At 62.7% G+C, this 17,250-nt stretch carries 27 protein-coding genes; all 27 read left to right on the top strand.

The window, feature by feature from the left end:
• Window positions 1–3 precede the first annotated feature (3 nt).
• The 27 genes from H7F16_RS15620 to rplR all read left to right on the top strand — a co-directional run bounded on the left by H7F16_RS15620 (window position 4) and on the right by rplR (window position 17,190).
• Window positions 4–879, top strand: coding sequence for a DMT family transporter (locus H7F16_RS15620; protein ID WP_185798571.1), 876 nt, complete (start codon window positions 4–6; stop codon window positions 877–879).
• A 12-nt stretch (window positions 880–891) separates the two neighbouring features.
• On the top strand, window positions 892–1,617 hold the full coding sequence (locus H7F16_RS15625) for a glycosyltransferase family 2 protein (RefSeq protein ID WP_185798572.1): 726 nt from the start codon (window positions 892–894) through the stop codon (window positions 1,615–1,617).
• A gap of 11 nt (window positions 1,618–1,628) precedes the next feature.
• A complete protein-coding gene (locus tag H7F16_RS15630; protein WP_338402018.1) occupies window positions 1,629–1,946 on the top strand; it encodes a lipid-A-disaccharide synthase N-terminal domain-containing protein in 318 nt (105 codons plus the stop codon).
• Entirely contained in the window at window positions 1,927–3,357 is a 1,431-nt protein-coding gene (locus H7F16_RS15635; RefSeq protein ID WP_185798573.1) for an ArnT family glycosyltransferase, read from the top strand. The genes H7F16_RS15630 and H7F16_RS15635 overlap by 20 nt, the downstream gene beginning before the upstream one ends.
• Before the next feature lies 1 nt (window position 3,358).
• The gene (locus H7F16_RS15640) at window positions 3,359–4,036 is read left to right on the top strand and encodes a phosphatase PAP2 family protein (protein WP_185798574.1); all 678 of its coding nucleotides are present in this window, start codon (window positions 3,359–3,361) and stop codon (window positions 4,034–4,036) included.
• Window positions 4,037–4,323: 287 nt separating this feature from the next.
• Window positions 4,324–4,695: a 30S ribosomal protein S12 gene (rpsL, locus tag H7F16_RS15645; protein ID WP_108434257.1), complete on the top strand. Its 372-nt coding sequence runs from the start codon at window positions 4,324–4,326 to the stop codon at window positions 4,693–4,695.
• Window positions 4,696–4,706: 11 nt separating this feature from the next.
• Entirely contained in the window at window positions 4,707–5,177 is a 471-nt protein-coding gene (gene rpsG, locus H7F16_RS15650; RefSeq protein WP_185798575.1) for a 30S ribosomal protein S7, read from the top strand.
• A 9-nt stretch (window positions 5,178–5,186) separates the two neighbouring features.
• Entirely contained in the window at window positions 5,187–7,310 is a 2,124-nt protein-coding gene (gene fusA / locus H7F16_RS15655) for an elongation factor G (protein ID WP_185798576.1), read from the top strand.
• Between the two features lie 82 nt (window positions 7,311–7,392).
• Complete coding sequence (gene tuf / locus H7F16_RS15660; RefSeq protein WP_185798559.1) at window positions 7,393–8,568, top strand: elongation factor Tu; 1,176 nt, start codon at window positions 7,393–7,395, stop codon at window positions 8,566–8,568.
• A gap of 102 nt (window positions 8,569–8,670) precedes the next feature.
• The gene (gene rpsJ / locus H7F16_RS15665; protein ID WP_023666234.1) at window positions 8,671–8,979 is read left to right on the top strand and encodes a 30S ribosomal protein S10; all 309 of its coding nucleotides are present in this window, start codon (window positions 8,671–8,673) and stop codon (window positions 8,977–8,979) included.
• 12 nt (window positions 8,980–8,991) lie between these two features.
• The gene (gene rplC / locus H7F16_RS15670; RefSeq protein ID WP_185798577.1) at window positions 8,992–9,717 is read left to right on the top strand and encodes a 50S ribosomal protein L3; all 726 of its coding nucleotides are present in this window, start codon (window positions 8,992–8,994) and stop codon (window positions 9,715–9,717) included.
• Entirely contained in the window at window positions 9,714–10,334 is a 621-nt protein-coding gene (gene rplD / locus H7F16_RS15675) for a 50S ribosomal protein L4 (protein ID WP_185798578.1), read from the top strand. The genes rplC and rplD overlap by 4 nt, the downstream gene beginning before the upstream one ends.
• Window positions 10,331–10,627, top strand: coding sequence for a 50S ribosomal protein L23 (locus H7F16_RS15680; RefSeq protein ID WP_185798579.1), 297 nt, complete (start codon window positions 10,331–10,333; stop codon window positions 10,625–10,627). The genes rplD and H7F16_RS15680 overlap by 4 nt, the downstream gene beginning before the upstream one ends.
• 168 nt (window positions 10,628–10,795) lie before the next feature.
• Entirely contained in the window at window positions 10,796–11,632 is an 837-nt protein-coding gene (rplB, locus tag H7F16_RS15685; protein WP_185798580.1) for a 50S ribosomal protein L2, read from the top strand.
• Between the two features lie 3 nt (window positions 11,633–11,635).
• Entirely contained in the window at window positions 11,636–11,914 is a 279-nt protein-coding gene (rpsS, locus tag H7F16_RS15690) for a 30S ribosomal protein S19 (protein ID WP_185798581.1), read from the top strand.
• A 3-nt stretch (window positions 11,915–11,917) separates the two neighbouring features.
• On the top strand, window positions 11,918–12,298 hold the full coding sequence (gene rplV / locus H7F16_RS15695) for a 50S ribosomal protein L22 (RefSeq protein ID WP_185798582.1): 381 nt from the start codon (window positions 11,918–11,920) through the stop codon (window positions 12,296–12,298).
• On the top strand, window positions 12,298–13,014 hold the full coding sequence (gene rpsC / locus H7F16_RS15700) for a 30S ribosomal protein S3 (protein ID WP_185798583.1): 717 nt from the start codon (window positions 12,298–12,300) through the stop codon (window positions 13,012–13,014). The genes rplV and rpsC overlap by 1 nt, the downstream gene beginning before the upstream one ends.
• A gap of 12 nt (window positions 13,015–13,026) precedes the next feature.
• Window positions 13,027–13,440, top strand: coding sequence for a 50S ribosomal protein L16 (gene rplP / locus H7F16_RS15705; protein ID WP_185798584.1), 414 nt, complete (start codon window positions 13,027–13,029; stop codon window positions 13,438–13,440).
• Between the two features lie 337 nt (window positions 13,441–13,777).
• The gene (rpmC, locus tag H7F16_RS15710; RefSeq protein WP_185798585.1) at window positions 13,778–13,978 is read left to right on the top strand and encodes a 50S ribosomal protein L29; all 201 of its coding nucleotides are present in this window, start codon (window positions 13,778–13,780) and stop codon (window positions 13,976–13,978) included.
• 12 nt (window positions 13,979–13,990) lie between these two features.
• Window positions 13,991–14,224 (top strand): 30S ribosomal protein S17, encoded by a 234-nt coding sequence (gene rpsQ, locus H7F16_RS15715; RefSeq protein WP_108434269.1) that lies wholly within the window; start codon window positions 13,991–13,993, stop codon window positions 14,222–14,224.
• A gap of 80 nt (window positions 14,225–14,304) precedes the next feature.
• Entirely contained in the window at window positions 14,305–14,673 is a 369-nt protein-coding gene (gene rplN / locus H7F16_RS15720) for a 50S ribosomal protein L14 (RefSeq protein WP_023666245.1), read from the top strand.
• A complete protein-coding gene (gene rplX, locus H7F16_RS15725; protein WP_185798586.1) occupies window positions 14,673–14,978 on the top strand; it encodes a 50S ribosomal protein L24 in 306 nt (101 codons plus the stop codon). Before rplN ends, rplX begins: the two co-directional genes overlap by 1 nt.
• Window positions 14,978–15,538: a 50S ribosomal protein L5 gene (gene rplE, locus H7F16_RS15730; RefSeq protein WP_185798587.1), complete on the top strand. Its 561-nt coding sequence runs from the start codon at window positions 14,978–14,980 to the stop codon at window positions 15,536–15,538. Before rplX ends, rplE begins: the two co-directional genes overlap by 1 nt.
• A 17-nt stretch (window positions 15,539–15,555) precedes the next feature.
• Complete coding sequence (gene rpsN / locus H7F16_RS15735; protein WP_185798588.1) at window positions 15,556–15,861, top strand: 30S ribosomal protein S14; 306 nt, start codon at window positions 15,556–15,558, stop codon at window positions 15,859–15,861.
• Between the two features lie 12 nt (window positions 15,862–15,873).
• Window positions 15,874–16,272, top strand: a complete 399-nt coding sequence (rpsH, locus tag H7F16_RS15740; protein WP_185798589.1) for a 30S ribosomal protein S8 — start codon at window positions 15,874–15,876, stop codon at window positions 16,270–16,272.
• Window positions 16,273–16,285: 13 nt separating this feature from the next.
• Window positions 16,286–16,819 carry a 50S ribosomal protein L6 gene (gene rplF / locus H7F16_RS15745; RefSeq protein ID WP_185798590.1) on the top strand — a complete coding sequence of 178 codons (534 nt, stop codon included), beginning with the start codon at window positions 16,286–16,288 and terminating at the stop codon, window positions 16,817–16,819.
• An 11-nt stretch (window positions 16,820–16,830) separates the two neighbouring features.
• Window positions 16,831–17,190 (top strand): 50S ribosomal protein L18, encoded by a 360-nt coding sequence (gene rplR / locus H7F16_RS15750; RefSeq protein ID WP_185798591.1) that lies wholly within the window; start codon window positions 16,831–16,833, stop codon window positions 17,188–17,190.
• The last annotated feature ends 60 nt before the right edge of the window (window positions 17,191–17,250 follow it).

Raw genomic sequence — 17,250 nt, forward strand, 5'->3', positions numbered from 1 at the left:
CCCATGCCCATATCCGACAACCTGCGCGGCGCGCTTTACATGAACGTCGCCATGGCAGGCTTCACGCTGAACGACGCCTGCATGAAGGCCGCGACGCAAAGCCTGCCGCTCTGGCAATCCATCGCCATGCGCGGGATGCTCACGCTCGGCCCGCTCGTTCTGGTGGCGCTGCATCAGAGCGGTCTGCGCCTGCGCCTGCCGCGCCGCGACTACAAGATGATCGGCCTCCGCTCGGTGGGCGAGGTGGCAAGCACCCTGCTTTTCCTTGCAGCCCTCGTGCATATGCCCATCGCCAGCCTGTCGGCCATCATGCAGTCGCTGCCGCTTGCCGTCACCCTTGCCGCCTGGGCGATCTTTGGTGAAAAGGTGGGCTGGCGCCGCCTGACCGCCATCCTGATCGGCTTTGCAGGCGTGCTCATCATCATCCGCCCCGGACCCGAAGGCTTTGACCACTGGTCGCTGATGGGTCTGGCTTCGGTGGCCTTCGTCGTGGTGCGCGACCTCTCCACGCGCGAGATGTCCGCCGCGGTGCCGTCCAGCACGGTCGCGGTCCTCGCCTCGCTCTCGGTCACGGTGACAGCACTTGTCCTGTCGCTGCTCGAAGGCTGGCAGGCCGTATCGCTGAACGAGGGGCTGACCATCCTCGCCGCCGCCGCCTCGCTTGTCGTCGGGTATAACTTCGTCGTCATGACGATGCGCGTCGGTGATATCGGCTTCGTGGCACCGTTTCGCTACACCTCGCTGCTCTGGGCGATCTTTCTGGGATGGGCCGCTTTCGGAACGCTGCCCGATGCGCTAACGCTGCTGGGTGCCGCTCTGGTTGTCGGATCGGGCATTTTCACCCTTTGGCGCGAGCGCAGGGTAAAGTCGAAACGCTGAAACAGGCAGAATATGACCGACCTTTCGATCGTCATCCCCGCAAAGAACGAGGCGGAAAACCTTCCCGCCCTGATCGACGAGATCGTGGTCGCGCTGTCCGGCGAACCCGATTTCGAGGTGATCGTGGTCGATGACGGATCGACCGACGGCACGGCGCAGGCCCTTCTTGCCGCCCGCGCCCGCTTTCCCATGCTGCGCGTGCTGCGGCACGAAACCTCGGGCGGGCAAAGCGCCGCCGTGCATTCCGGCGTGCGCGCCGCGCGGGGCGCGATCATCGCCACGCTCGACGGCGACGGGCAAAACCCGCCCGCGAACCTTCCGGCGCTGATCGCCCCGCTGCGCGCCGCCGGTGCGGGGCGTATCGGCATCGTCGCAGGCCAGCGCGTCGCGCGGCAGGACACGCTGTCGAAACGGCTGGCCTCGCGCTTCGCCAACGCCCTGCGCGGCGCGATGCTCGACGACGGCACGCGCGACACGGGCTGCGGTCTGAAAGCCTTCCGCCGCGAGGCGTTTCTGGAACTGCCCTTCTTCAACCACATGCACCGCTACCTTCCCGCGCTGTTCAAGCGCGACGGCTGGACCGTGGCGCATGTCGATGTCACCCACCGTGGCCGCGGGGCGGGCCGATCAAATTACAGTAACCTTCAGCGCGCGCTCGTCGGAATTGTTGACCTTTTCGGCGTGATGTGGCTGATCCGGCGTCGCAAGACCGCCACCCCGCGCGACCTCAGCGAATAAGGAACCTTGCCGTGCACACAGTGATGAGCCTTTTCGGCGCGGAAACCGCAGCCGACGCCACATGGCTTGTCATCGGCCTTCTGGGCCAGCTCATGTTCACCGCCCGCTTCGTCGTGCAATGGATCGCATCCGAAAGGGCAGGGGCCTCGGTCATGCCCGTCGCCTTCTGGTATTTCTCGCTGATCGGCGGAACCATCGTGCTGATCTACGGCCTGCACAAACTCGAGCCGGTGATCATCCTCGGCCAGTTGCCGGGCGTGGTGATCTACAGCCGCAACCTCTGGCTCATCCACAAGGGACGGCAGGTCGATGCCCGCACCGATAGCTGACGATTGGCGCCGCCTTGCGCTGCGGCTTGTCATCGCCGTCACCGCGGCGCGGCTGGTCCTTCTGGCCTTCGACCGCACCGATCTTTACGTCGATGAAAGCCAGTACTGGCTCTGGGGCCAGCATTTCGCCTTTGGCTATTACTCGAAACCCCCGCTGATCGCCTGGGTGATCGGCCTGTCCACCTGGATCGGCGGCGACAACGCCTATTTCGTCCGCGCGCCCTTTGCGCTGTTCCACGGGGCGACCGCGCTGATCCTTGCCGCACTCGCCGACCGCATCTACGGGCCGCGGGTCGCCATGCTGACCGCGCTGACCTATGTCACCCTGCCGATGGCCGCCGTGGGCAGCCTGCTCGCCTCGACCGACACGATCATGGCGCCTTTCTTCGCGGGCGCGCTCTACTACTGGCACCGCCTTGCGCAAGAGCGGCGGACGCATCTTGCCGTGCTTGGCGGGCTCTGCCTCGGCCTTGCTTTCCTTGCGAAATATGCCTCGATCTATTTCCTGCTCGGCGCAGGGCTGGCCGTCGTGATCCATCCGTCGCTGCGCATCGGCTGGCGCAACGCGCTCTGGCTGCTTTTGGCCTTTGCGGCCGTCGCCACCCCCAACATCGTCTGGAACGCGCTGAACGGCTTCGCCACCGTCTCGCACACGGTCGACAACGTCAGCTGGATCCGCCAGCCCAGCCCGCTGGGTGCGATCTCTCCGCTCAGCCTCGTGCAATTCCTCGGCGCGCAATTCGCCGTTGCCGGCCCTCTCGTCTTTGCCGCCACGCTGGCCGCGATCTTCCGGCCGCAGACGGCACGGCTTGCCGTGTTCGCCCTGCCGCCGCTGGTCATCGTCAGCGTTCAGGCGTTGCTCGAACAGGCCTATGCCAACTGGGCCGCCTCGGCCTATTTTGCCGGAACCGTCGCCGCCGTGGCCCTCTTGTCGCACCGCCCGCGCCTGATGGGCGCATCGCTTGCGATCAACGGCGCGCTCAGCCTGATTGTGCCCTTGCTGACCATCTTCCCGACCTTCTCGCTCGGCGACCGGCCCATTCTCGTCCGCTACCTCGGTCAGGCCGAGATGAGCCGCCAGATCATCGATCTCGCCATCGACAACGACGGCCTGCCGATCGTCGCAAGCCGCCGCGATGTGCTGGCAGACCTGTTCTTCACAGGGGCCGAAAGCAACCTCGCCTTCTATGCCGTGCCGCCCAAGGGGCGGGCGTTGAACCATTATGAACAGGTCTACCCCCTTCCGGCAGACATCACGGGCAAGGTTCTTTACATCGCGGGCCGCCCGCCGGCCTGTCCCGAAGCGGAAACACCGGCAGAACGCTTGCCCCTCGACGCGGGGCAGGGCACCTATTCCAGGATGGAACTGAAGGCCTTCATCATCGACGCCGCCTGTATTCATGGAAATTGACATGCCCAACCCCCTGCGCGTCGCCCTTCTTGCCATTCTGGCGATGCTGCCCTTCGTGATCTTCCCGCGCCTCGATCTGGCGGTGTCCGACCTGTTCTTCGCCAAGGGCTGGATGGACAGCCCCGCCTCCGAGGGGATCCGCTTCGCCCTCTGGCGCCTGTCCGGCGTGGTCCTGCTGGCCGCCTTCGTCCTCTGGCTTCTCGCTCTGGTCAGGAAACGCGCCATCCTGCGCGGCCCCGCCCGGCTTTGGGGGCTGATCGTGCTGACCTATGCGCTCGGCCCCGGCCTGCTTGTCGATACGCTGCTCAAACGCCACTGGGGCCGCGCCCGCCCCGCCGATGTGGCCGAATTCGGCGGCAGCCTGACCTACTCGCCCCCGTGGTGGCCGTCGGACCAATGCCTGTCCAACTGCTCCTTCGTCTCGGGCGAGGTGTCGGGTGCAACCGCCACCGCCATCGCGCTTTTGCTGGTGCTGGGTCTCTGGCGCGACCGCCTCTCGCCCCTTGCCCTGCGCGTGCTGGCCGTGCTTGCCGCCGCCCTCCCCTTGGTCACGGCGCTGCAACGGCTTTCGACGGGGCGGCATTTCCTGTCGGACACGCTTTTCGCGATGCTTTTCACCCTGCTACTCGCAAGCCTCTTGCACCGCGCCCTGATCCGTCGCAAACCCCTCGGGAATTAGCGCCGCACCGCCCGCCGGGCCCGCCGCCGCCCGTTGACATCCCCCGCGACTCCCCCTATACGCCCGCTACCTCGTCCTGCGACCTTTGGGTTTTGCTGATTGGGTGCCTAAAATTGAGTGGTCATGATCCGGGCCGAAACGCTCCGATCCTCTGGAATTCCACCGCGTCGTCCCCGCGTAGGGGGCGTATGCGGTTTTGGTGTTTTTGCGATAGGCGCAAAGGCACCGTCGAGAAGCAGCGCACCGGATCCGGTGCGAGTATTGACAGCGCAACACGGGGAACGTGAATGCCGACTATCCAACAGCTGATCCGCAAACCGCGGGAGGCGAAAGTACGACGCTCCAAGTCGCAGCACTTGGAATCCTGCCCGCAGAAGCGTGGCGTGTGCACCCGCGTGTACACCACGACGCCGAAGAAACCGAACTCCGCTATGCGTAAGGTCGCCAAGGTGCGCCTGACCAACGGGTTCGAGGTCATCAGCTACATTCCCGGCGAAAAGCACAACCTTCAGGAACACTCCGTGGTTCTGATCCGTGGTGGCCGCGTGAAAGACCTTCCCGGTGTGCGTTACCACATCCTGCGCGGTGTTCTGGATACCCAGGGCGTCAAAGAACGTCGTCAGCGCCGCTCGAAATACGGCGCCAAGCGTCCGAAGTGAGGAATTAAAACATGTCACGTCGTCACGCCGCCGAGAAGCGCGAAATCCTCCCCGATGCCAAGTATGGCGACCGGGTTCTCACCAAGTTCATGAACAACCTGATGCTCGACGGCAAGAAGTCCGTCGCTGAATCGATCGTTTACGGCGCGCTCACCCGCGTTGAGCAGCGCCTCAAGCGCCAGCCGATCGAAGCGTTCCATGAAGCTCTGGAAAACGTGAAGCCCTCCGTCGAAGTGCGTTCGCGCCGCGTCGGTGGTGCGACCTATCAGGTCCCCGTCGAAGTCCGCACCGAGCGCCGCGAAGCGCTCGCCATCCGTTGGCTGATCATCGCTGCCCGCAAGCGCAACGAGAACACCATGGAAGAACGTCTTGCTGCCGAACTGGCCGACGCGGTGAACAACCGCGGCACCGCCGTGAAGAAGCGTGAAGACACCCACAAGATGGCCGACGCGAACAAAGCGTTCAGCCATTACCGCTGGTAAGGGGTCACCATGGCACGCGAATATCCGCTGGAACGTTACCGTAACTTCGGGATCATCGCCCACATCGACGCGGGCAAGACCACGACTTCGGAACGCATCCTCTACTACACCGGCAAGTCCCACAAGATCGGCGAAGTCCATGACGGCGCCGCAACGATGGACTGGATGGAGCAAGAGCAAGAGCGTGGCATCACGATCACCTCGGCTGCGACCACCACCTTCTGGGAACGCACCGTTGATCCGGGCCTCGAGCATGCACGTGCCGACAAGTTCCGTTTCAACATCATCGACACCCCCGGCCACGTCGACTTCACCATCGAAGTCGAGCGTTCGCTGGCCGTGCTCGACGGCGCTGTGGTTCTGCTCGACGGCAACGCCGGCGTCGAACCCCAGACCGAAACCGTGTGGCGTCAGGCTGACCGCTACAAGGTTCCGCGCATCGTGTTCGTCAACAAGATGGACAAGACCGGCGCCGACTTCTTCAACTGCGTCCGCATGATCAAGGACCGGACTGGCGCCAACGCCATGCCGATCGCCCTGCCCATCGGTGCGGAAGACAAGCTCGAAGGCATCATCGACCTCGTGACCATGGAAGAATGGGTCTACCAGGGCGAAGACCTCGGCGCTTCCTGGGTTCGCCAGCCGATCCGGGCTGAGCTGAAAGCCAGCGCGGACGAATGGCGCATGAACCTGATCGAGACCGCTGTCGGTCAGGACGATGCCGCGATGGAAGCCTATCTCGAAGGCACCGAACCCGACGCCGAAACGCTGCGCGCGCTGATCCGCAAGGGCACGCTCGCGATCGACTTCATCCCCGTGATGGCTGGCTCGGCATTCAAGAACAAGGGCGTGCAGCCCCTCCTGAACGCCGTGATCGACTATCTGCCCTCGCCGCTCGACGTTCCGCCCTACATGGGCTTCGCGCCGGGTGACGAGACGGAAACCCGCAACATCGCGCGTTCGGCCGATGACGACCAGCCCTTCTCGGCGCTGGCCTTCAAGATCATGAACGACCCCTTCGTCGGCTCGCTGACCTTTACCCGCATCTACTCGGGCAAACTGGCCAAGGGCGACGGCATGCTGAACGCGACCAAGCAGCGCAAAGAGCGCGTTGGCCGCATGATGATGATGCACGCCATCGAGCGTGAGGAAATCTCGGAAGCCTTCGCCGGCGACATCATCGCGCTCGGCGGTCTGAAGGAAACCACCACCGGTGACACGCTGTGCGATCCGGCGGCGCCCGTCGTTCTCGAAACCATGACCTTCCCGGTCCCGGTCATCGAAATCGCCGTGGAACCCAAGACCAAGGCCGACCAGGAAAAGATGGGCATCGCACTTGCCCGTCTGGCTGCCGAAGACCCGTCCTTCCGCGTCGAGACCGACCTCGAGTCGGGCCAGACCATCATGAAGGGCATGGGCGAACTTCACCTCGACATCCTCGTCGACCGCATGCGTCGCGAGTTCAAGGTCGAGGCGAACATCGGTGCCCCGCAGGTTGCCTACCGCGAGACCATCTCGCGCGAGCACGAAATCGACTACACCCACAAGAAGCAGACCGGCGGTACGGGCCAGTTCGCCCGCGTCAAGCTGGTGATCACCCCGACGGAACCGGGCGAGGGCTACTCGTTCGAATCCAAGGTCGTCGGCGGCTCGGTGCCCAAGGAATACATTCCCGGCGTCGAAAAAGGCATCAAGTCCGTCATGGACTCGGGCCCGCTCGCAGGCTTCCCGGTGATCGACTTCAAGGTGCAGCTGATCGACGGCGCGTTCCATGACGTCGACTCCTCGGTCCTCGCCTTCGAAATCGCCTCGCGCGCCGCAATGCGCGAAGGTCTGAAGAAGGCCGGTGCGAAACTGCTCGAACCGATCATGAAAGTCGAAGTCGTCACGCCGGAAGAATACACCGGCGGCGTCATCGGCGACCTGACCTCGCGTCGGGGCATGGTGACCGGACAGGACAGCCGCGGCAACGCCAACGTCATCTCGGCGATGGTCCCGCTGGCCAACATGTTCGGCTACATCAACACGCTGCGTTCGATGACCTCGGGCCGCGCCGTGTTCTCGATGGAGTTCGACCATTACGACGCCGTTCCGCAGAACATCTCGGACGAAATCCAGAAGAAATACGCGTGATTTGGCGGTGGGCGGTAACGCCCACCCTACCCCTGTAGGGTGCGTGACAGCACGCACCGCAACCGAATGAAGGATAGCCATCATGGCAAAGGCAAAGTTTGAACGGACCAAACCGCACGTCAACATCGGCACGATCGGCCACGTTGACCACGGCAAGACGACGCTGACGGCGGCGATCACCAAGTACTTCGGCGAATTCCGCGCCTACGACCAGATCGACGGCGCCCCGGAAGAGCGCGCGCGCGGGATCACGATCTCGACGGCGCACGTTGAATACGAGACCGAGAACCGTCACTACGCGCACGTCGACTGCCCCGGCCACGCCGACTATGTGAAGAACATGATCACGGGCGCCGCCCAGATGGACGGCGCGATCCTCGTCTGCGCCGCGTCCGACGGCCCGATGCCGCAAACGCGCGAGCACATCCTGCTCGGCCGCCAGGTGGGTATCCCCTACATGGTCTGCTACATGAACAAGGTCGACCTTGTTGATGACGCGGAACTGATCGAACTCGTGGAAATGGAACTGCGCGAGCTGTTCTCGTCCTACGAATACCCGGGCGACGATATCCCGATCATCAAGGGCTCGGCCCACCAGGCGATGATCGGCGAGCGCAAGGACATCGGTGAAGACTCGATCCGCGCGCTTCTGGCGGCGGTCGACTCCTACATCCCGACGCCGGCGCGTGCGATCGACCAGCCCTTCCTGATGCCGATCGAAGACGTGTTCTCGATCTCGGGCCGTGGCACGGTTGTGACGGGCCGCATCGAGCGTGGCGTGATCAACGTCGGCGACGAAGTCGAAATCGTCGGCATCCGCGACACGAAGAAATCGACCTGCACGGGCGTCGAGATGTTCCGCAAGCTGCTTGACCGCGGTGAAGCCGGCGACAACGTCGGCGTGCTGCTGCGCGGCATCGACCGCGAAGGCGTCGAGCGCGGCCAGGTGCTGTGCAAGCCGAAGTCGGTGAACCCGCACACGAAGTTCGAAGCCGAAGCCTACATCCTGACCAAGGAAGAAGGCGGCCGCCACACCCCGTTCTTCGCCAACTACCGTCCGCAGTTCTACTTCCGCACGACCGACGTGACCGGGACCGTGCAACTGCCGGAAGGCACCGAGATGGTGATGCCGGGCGACAACCTGAAGTTCAACGTCGAACTGATCGCCCCGATCGCGATGGAAGAGAAGCTCCGCTTCGCCATCCGTGAAGGCGGCCGCACCGTCGGCGCAGGCGTCGTCTCGAAAATCATCGAGTGACATCTACCCGCGGCGGGGTTAAAGCCCCGCCTCGGATACCAAGTTAACCAGAACCTCTTGGGTGGGCCGATGCCCACCCTACGTTCTAAGAAGGACTGAAAGATGCAAGGTCAGACCATCCGCATCCGGCTGAAAGCCTTCGATTACCGCGTTCTGGATGCCAGCACGCAGGAAATCGTCAACACGGCCAAGCGGACCGGCGCGCAAGTGCGCGGCCCGATCCCGCTGCCGAACAAAATCGAGAAGTTCACGGTTCTCCGTGGTCCGCACATCGACAAGAAGTCGCGCGACCAGTGGGAAATCCGCACGCACAAGCGCCTTCTCGACATCGTCGATCCGACCCCCCAGACCGTGGACGCGCTGATGAAGCTCGACCTCGCCGCTGGCGTGGACGTCGAGATCAAGGTGTAAGGAGCAATGACCATGCGTTCTGGTGTTATCGCCAAGAAGCTGGGCATGACCCGGCTTTTCCTCGAGAACGGCGCACAGGTTCCTGTGACCGTCCTCCAACTCGACAGCCTTCAGGTCGTCGCCCAGCGCACCGCTGACAAGGATGGCTACACCGCCGTCCAGCTCGGCGCGGGCTCGGCCAAGGCCAAGCGGACCACGGCAGCCCAGCGCGGCCACTTCGCCAAGGCCAATGTCGCTCCCAAGCGCAAGATCGCGGAATTCCGCGTCTCGCCCGACAACCTGATCGAAGTGGGCGCGGAAATCACCGCCGACCACTACCTTGCAGGCCAGTTCGTCGACATCGCCGGCACCTCGATCGGTAAAGGCTTTGCCGGCGCCATGAAGCGCCACAACTTCGGCGGTCTTCGCGCCTCGCACGGTGTGTCCGTGTCGCACCGTTCGCACGGTTCGACCGGCCAGTGCCAGGACCCCGGCAAGGTGTTCAAGGGCAAGAAGATGGCGGGTCACCTCGGCTCCGTCCGCACCACGACCCAGAACCTGCAAGTCGTCCGTACCGACGCCGACCGTGGCCTGATCATGGTCAAGGGCGCCGTCCCGGGCTCGCGCGGTGGCTGGGTCACCATCAAGGATGCGGTCAAGAAGGCTCCGTTCGCCGACGCGCCGCGTCCGGCCGCGATCCGCGCCGCAACCGCTGCTGCTCCGGCTGCCGAAGTGGCCGCCGAAGGGGGTGAAGCATGAAACTTGACGTAATCAAGCTCGACGGCGGCAAGGCCGGTTCCATCGATCTCGACGAAGCGCTCTTCGGCCTCGAGCCGCGCGCCGACATCCTGCATCGCGTGGTCCGTTGGCAGCGCGCCAAATCGCAGGCCGGTACGCACTCGACGCTGACGCGCGCCGAAGTGTCCTACTCGACCAAGAAGATCTATCGCCAGAAAGGCACCGGCGGCGCTCGTCACGGTTCCAAGAAGGCCCCGATCTTCCGTCACGGCGGCGTTGTGAAGGGCCCGACCCCGCGGTCGCACGCCCATGATCTGCCGAAGAAGTTCCGCGCGCTTGGCCTTCGCCATGCGCTCTCGGCCAAGGCGAAAGCCGGCGAACTGGTGATCGTGGACAGCCTCGCGCTGGCCGAAGCCAAGACCGCCATCCTCGCCAAAACCGTGCAGGAACGTGGCTGGAAGCGCGTGCTGATCATCGACGGTTCGGACATCGACGCGAACTTCGCGCTCGCTGCCCGCAACATCGAAGGGATCGACGTGCTGCCGACCATCGGTGCGAACGTCTATGACATCCTGAAGCGTGACACGCTCGTGATCACCAAAGCAGGTGTCGAAGCCTTGGAGGCTCGCCTGAAATGAGCGCGAAACCCGAACACTACGACCTGATCAAGAAGCCGATCATCACCGAGAAAGCCACTATGGTCTCGGAAAATGGCGCGGTGGTCTTTCAGGTGGCGATGGATGCATCCAAGCCGATGATCAAGGAAGCCGTGGAAGCGGTTTTCGGCGTCAAGGTCAAAGCGGTCAACACCGTCGTGACCAAGGGCAAGGCCAAGAAGTTCCGCGGTCGCGCAGGCGAACGCTCGGACAAGAAAAAGGCCTATGTCACGCTTGAAGCGGGCAACACTATCGACGTTGCCACGGGCCTCTGATAGAAGCCCAGCGAATCTGGCGGCCCCGGTTTTCCGGGGCCTCCGATTTTTCGGCCATATCCCCGTGCAATTGCAGCCCGACGGATCGCCGAACACCTCCCCGGGGATCTTCGGAGCCCTATAACTTGGGTCGCAAACGACCCCTTTAGCTGACGGAAGACAGAGAGCATGGCACTCAAGTCGTATAAACCGACGACGCCTGGCCAGCGTGGGCTGGTTCTGATCGACCGTTCGGAGCTGTGGAAAGGACGCCCCGTCAAATCCCTTACCGAGGGTTTGACCAAGACGGGTGGCCGGAACAACACCGGACGTATCACGATGTGGCACAAGGGTGGGGGCGCCAAGCGTCTCTATCGCATCGTGGACTTCAAACGCCGCAAATTCGACATCGCGGCGACCGTGGAACGGATCGAATACGACCCCAACCGCACCGCATTCATCGCGCTGGTCAAATATGCCGATGGCGAGCTGTCCTACATCCTCGCGCCGCAGCGTCTGGCTGTGGGCGATCAGGTCATCGCCGGCGCCAAGACCGACGTGAAGCCCGGCAACGCGATGCCCTTCTCGGGCATGCCGATCGGTACCATCGTCCACAACGTCGAACTGAAGCCCGGCAAGGGTGGCCAGCTGGCCCGCGCTGCCGGCACCTACGCACAGTTCGTCGGCCGTGACGGCGGCTACGCCCAGATCCGCCTTTCGTCGGGCGAACTGCGCATGGTCCGTCAGGAATGCATGGCCACCATCGGTGCCGTGTCGAACCCCGACAACTCGAACCAGAACCTCGGCAAGGCCGGTCGTCGTCGCCACATGGGCATCCGCCCGACCGTCCGCGGTGTTGCGATGAACCCGATCGACCACCCGCATGGTGGTGGTGAAGGCCGGACTTCGGGTGGCCGTCACCCGGTCACTCCGTGGGGCAAGGGCACCAAGGGGAACAAGACCCGGTCGAACAAGAAGACGGACAAGTACATTGTCCGCTCGCGTCACGCGAAGAAAGGGCGCTAATCCATGGCACGTTCTATCTGGAAGGGCCCGTTCGTCGACGCTTACGTCCTGAAAAAGGCCGAAAAGTCGCGCGAGTCGGGCAAGAACGAAGTGATCAAGATCTGGTCGCGCCGTTCGACGATCCTGCCGCAGTTCGTCGGCCTCACCTTTGGGGTCTACAACGGCAAGAAGCACATTCCCGTTGCAGTCACCGAAGAAATGATCGGTCAGAAGTTCGGTGAATATTCGCCGACCCGGACCTATTACGGTCACGCTGCCGACAAGAAAGCGAAACGGAAGTAAGCCATGGCAAACGAAAAGAATCCGCGCCGCGTGGCCGATAACGAAGCAATGGCGATCTCGCGCATGCTTCGCACTTCCCCGCAGAAACTCAACCTCGTCGCCGCCCTCATCCGCGGCAAGAAGGTGGACAAGGCTTTGGCCGACCTCACCTTCTCGAAGCGCCGCATCGCGGGCGACGTGAAAAAGTGCCTTCAGTCGGCGATTGCCAACGCTGAAAACAACCACGGTCTCGATGTCGACACGCTTGTCGTCGCAGAAGCCTGGGTCGGCAAGAACCTGGTGATGAAGCGTGGCCGTCCGCGGGCACGTGGCCGCTTCGGCAAGATCATGAAACCGTTCAGCGAAATCACCATCAAGGTGCGTCAAACCGGGGAGACTGCATAATGGGTCAGAAGGTCAACCCGATCGGGATGCGTCTTCAGGTCAACCGGACCTGGGACAGCCGCTGGTTCGCCGAGTCGAAAGATTACGGCAACCTTCTGCTTGAAGACCTCAAGATGCGTGAATTCATCCACGAGGAATGCAAGCAGGCCGGCGTCAGCCGTGTGATCATCGAGCGTCCGCACAAAAAGTGCCGCGTCACGATCCACACCGCGCGTCCGGGCGTCATCATCGGCAAAAAAGGCGCCGACATCGAAACGCTGCGGGCCAAGCTCGCCGCCTTCACCAAGTCGGACCTGCACCTGAACATCGTCGAAATCCGCAAGCCGGAAATGGACGCCCAGCTGGTGGCCGAGTCGATCGCCCAGCAGATGGAACGTCGCGTCTCGTTCCGTCGCGCGATGAAGCGCGGCGTGCAGGGTGCGATGCGCATGGGGGCCCTCGGCATCCGTGTGAACGTCGCCGGTCGTCTGGGTGGTGCGGAAATCGCGCGTACCGAATGGTACCGCGAAGGCCGCGTGCCGCTGCATACGCTGCGCGCCGACATCGACTATGCGCTGTCCGAAGCCGTGACGCCCTATGGCATCATCGGCGTCAAAGTGTGGATCTTCAAAGGCGAAATCCTCGAGCATGATCCGCAGGCACACGATCGCCGTCACGCCGAAGCGCAAGAGGGCGCCGTTCCTCGCGCTCCGCGTCGCGACCGCGAACGCGCGTAAGGGAGAGAAAAGATGCTGCAACCGAAACGGACTAAGTTCCGCAAACAGCACAAGGGCCGTATCCACGGCGAAGCGAAGGGCGGCTTCCTGCTGAACTTCGGCTCCTTTGCGCTGAAAGCCACCGAGCCCGAGCGTGTGACCGCGCGGCAGATCGAAGCGGCCCGCCGCGCGATCACCCGCCACATGAAGCGTCAGGGCCGTGTCTGGATCCGGATTTTCCCGGATGTTCCGGTCTCGTCGAAGCCTACCGAAGTCCGCATGGGTAAAGGTAAAGGCTCGATCGATTACTGGGCAGCCAAGGTGAAACCCGGCCGCATCATGTTCGAGATCGACGGCGTGTCCGAAGTGATCGCACGTGAAGCCCTGCGTCTGGGTGCCATGAAACTTCCGGTCACGACCCGCGTCGTCGCCCGCGAAGACTGGTAAGCCGATGCGCCGTAAAGGCGCATCCTACGGAATGAACCCCTGCCGGAAACGGCGGGGGTTTTTTCTTTCCGGGGGCTTTGCCGGCGCAAGGGATTGTCCCTTGGCCCAAGGTCGCATAGCGCCCGCATCCCGGCCCGCAGGGCGGGCGCACCCTTTTCGCCCCCTTTGTTTTATGGCCGCAAATCATTCCTTGCGTCCCTCCGGCCCCTCCCGTATAGGGACGCATCCTGCGGTTCCGGGGCGACTCGGAATCGTTAGATTGTCATTTGATCCACCGGGTTCAGGGTCACCCTTCCACAAAGGGGCCCTCTGGTGATTGAGAAAAAGGAAAAGGCGTATGCTCGCCAGCGAACTGAAAACCAAGACGCCCGACCAGCTGCGCGATCAGCTTGTCGCGCTCAAGAAGGAAGCGTTCAACCTGCGCTTCCAGCAGGCCACCGGCCAGCTCGAAAACACCGCCCGTATGCGCAACATCCGCAAGGACGTTGCCCGCATCCACACGGTGTTGACCCAAAAAGCCGCTGAAGCCGCGAAGTAAGAGGATCACAAAATGCCCAAGCGTATCCTGCAAGGTGTCGTGACCTCGGACAAGAACGAGCAGACGATCACCGTCCTCGTCGAGCGTCGCTTCAAGCACCCGTTGCTGCAAAAGACGGTTCGTAAGTCCAAGAAGTATCGGGCTCACGACGCCGAGAACAAGTTCAAGGTCGGTGACTCGGTTCGCATCGAAGAATGTGCGCCGATCTCGAAAACGAAACGCTGGACGGTGGTGCTCGAGGCGTAAGCCAAGACCCTCCGTTCGGCTCGAACGAAACCCTGGGACCGTTACGATCATGACGGTTCCCAAAGGTCGGGAGTAATCCAATGATCCAGATGCAGACCAATCTGGATGTGGCTGACAACTCCGGCGCTCGCCGGGTTCAGTGCATCAAGGTTCTGGGCGGTTCGCACCGCCGCTACGCATCCGTGGGCGACATCATCGTGGTGTCGGTCAAGGAAGCGATTCCGAAAGGCCGTGTCAAAAAGGGCGACGTGCGTAAAGCCGTTGTCGTTCGCACCGCCAAGGAAGTCCGCCGTGAAGACGGCACCTCCATCCGTTTCGACCGTAACGCCGCCGTCATCCTGAACAACCAGGGCGAACCGGTCGGCACCCGTATCTTCGGGCCGGTCGTGCGCGAGCTGCGTGCCAAGAACTTCATGAAGATCATCTCGCTGGCTCCGGAGGTGCTCTGATGGCTGCGAAACTCAAAAAAGGTGACACCGTCATCGTGCTGACCGGCCGCGACAAGGGCAAGACGGGCGAAATCGCCTCGGTCAACCCCACCGCGAACAAGGCAGTGGTCGAAGGCGTGAACGTCGCGATCCGTCACACCAAGCAGACCCCTTCCTCGCAGGGCGGCCGCATCCCCAAGGCGATGCCGATCGACCTGTCGAACCTCGCCATCGTCGACAAGAACGGCAAACCGACCCGCGTCGGCTTCCGCGTCGAGGGCGACAAGAAGGTGCGTTACGCCAAATCCACCGGGGAGGCGATCTGATGCTCGATACCGCAACCTACACTCCCCGCGCCAAGGCCGAATACAAGGGTCGCATCCGTGCGGCCATGAAAGAAGAGTTCGGCTACAAGAACGACATGCAGATCCCGCGTCTGGACAAGATCGTCCTGAACATGGGCGTCGGCGAAGCCGTCAAGGACACCAAGAAGGTGAAAGCCGCAGCCGAAGAGCTGTCGCTGATCGCCGGCCAGAAAGCTGTCATCACCCACGCCAAGAAGTCGATCGCCGGCTTCCGCGTCCGTGAAGAGATGCCGCTCGGCTGCAAGGTGACCCTGCGTGGCGACCGTATGTATGAATTCCTCGACCGTCTGATCACGGTGGCGCTGCCCCGCGTCCGCGACTTCCGCGGCGTGAAAGGCTCCTCCTTCGACGGCCGTGGCAACTACGCGATGGGACTCAAGGAACACATCGTGTTCCCGGAAATCAACTTCGACAAGGTCGATGAAGTGCTGGGGATGGATATCATCATCTGCACCAACGCAAAGACCGATGCCGAAGCCAAGGCACTGTTGAAGCATTTCAACATGCCCTTCACGTCCTGATCGCGAGGAATCCAGATATGGCAAAGAAATCCATGGTGAACCGCGAAGTGAAGCGCGCCAAGCTCGTGCAACAGCACGCAGCCAAGCGCGCCGCTCTCAAGGCGGTGATCAATGACCAGTCCAAACCGGTGGAAGACCGCTTCAAGGCGACTCTGAAACTGGCTGAACTGCCCCGCAACTCGTCGGCGACCCGGCTGCACAACCGGTGCCAGCTCACGGGCCGTCCCCATGCTTACTACCGTAAGCTCAAACTCTCGCGGATCATGCTGCGCGAACTGGCCTCCTTCGGCCAGATCCCGGGCATGGTAAAGTCGAGCTGGTAAGGAGGTCGAGAAATGTCGATGAACGATCCTCTCGGCGATATGCTGACCCGCATCCGCAACGCGCAACTGCGCGGCAAGTCCACCGTTTCGACCCCGGCTTCCAAGCTGCGGGCCTGGGTGCTGGACGTTCTGGCGGGCGAAGGCTACATCCGTGGCTACGAGAAGAACACGACCGAGAACGGCCAAGGCGAACTGGTCATCTCGCTCAAGTACTTCGAAGGCACCCCTGTCATCCGTGAAATCAAGCGCGTGTCCAAGCCGGGCCGTCGCGTGTACATGGGCGTCAAGGATATCCCGACCGTGCGTAACGGTCTTGGCGTCTCCATCGTCTCCACGCCCAAGGGCGTGATGTCGGATGCAGCGGCTCGCTCTGCCAATGTTGGCGGCGAAGTCCTCTGCACCGTATTCTAAGGGGGGGATGGAAATGTCTCGTATTGGCAAAAAACCGGTCGAACTGCCCAAGGGCGTTACGGCTACCGTGTCGGGCCAGGCGATCGAAGTGAAGGGGCCGAAAGGTACCCGCAACTTCACCGCCGGTGACGATGTGACCATCACCATCGAAGGCACCACCGTTTCGGTGACGCCGCGCGGCACGTCCAAGCGGGCGCGCCAGCAGTGGGGCATGGTCCGGTCGATGGTCGCGAACCTCGTAGAGGGCGTGACCACGGGCTTCAAGAAAGAGCTGGAAATCCAGGGCGTCGGTTACCGCGCCGCTGTGGCCGGCAACGTCCTGAAACTCTCGCTCGGCTACTCGCACGAAGTGAACTTCGACGTTCCGAAGGGCGTGACCGTCACGTCCCCGAAACAGACCGAAATCATTGTGGAAGGCATCGACCAGCAGCTTGTTGGTCAGGTTGCTGCGAACATCCGCGACTGGAAACGCCCCGAGCCCTACAAAGGCAAAGGCATCCGGTACAAGGGTGAATTCGTCTTCCGCAAGGAAGGCAAGAAGAAGTAAGGGGCGCAATCATGGCGAACAACAAGAGAGAGCTGTTCCTCAAGCGCCGCCTGCGCGTGCGGAACAAGATCAAGGCAATGTCCAACGGGCGCCTGCGCCTGTCGGTCCATCGCTCGTCCAAAAACATCAGCGCCCAGCTGATCGACGATGTCAAAGGGGTCACCGTTGCGGCCGCTTCGACGCTCGAAAAGGATCTGGGCTTTGTTGGCAAGAACAACGTCGAGGCTGCGGCCAAGATCGGCGCTGCGATTGCAGAGCGGGCAAAGAAAGCCGGTATCGAAGAGTGCTACTTCGATCGCGGCGGCTTCATCTTCCACGGCAAGATCAAGGCTTTGGCCGATGCTGCACGTGAAGGTGGCCTGAAGTTCTAAGCAAAAGCGGGCGGCGTCTCCGACAGGATCGCCGCCCCGATGATCCGGGGACGCCTCGTG

The organism is Paragemmobacter straminiformis, from assembly GCF_014243445.1.
GTDB lineage: Bacteria > Pseudomonadota > Alphaproteobacteria > Rhodobacterales > Rhodobacteraceae > Paragemmobacter > Paragemmobacter straminiformis.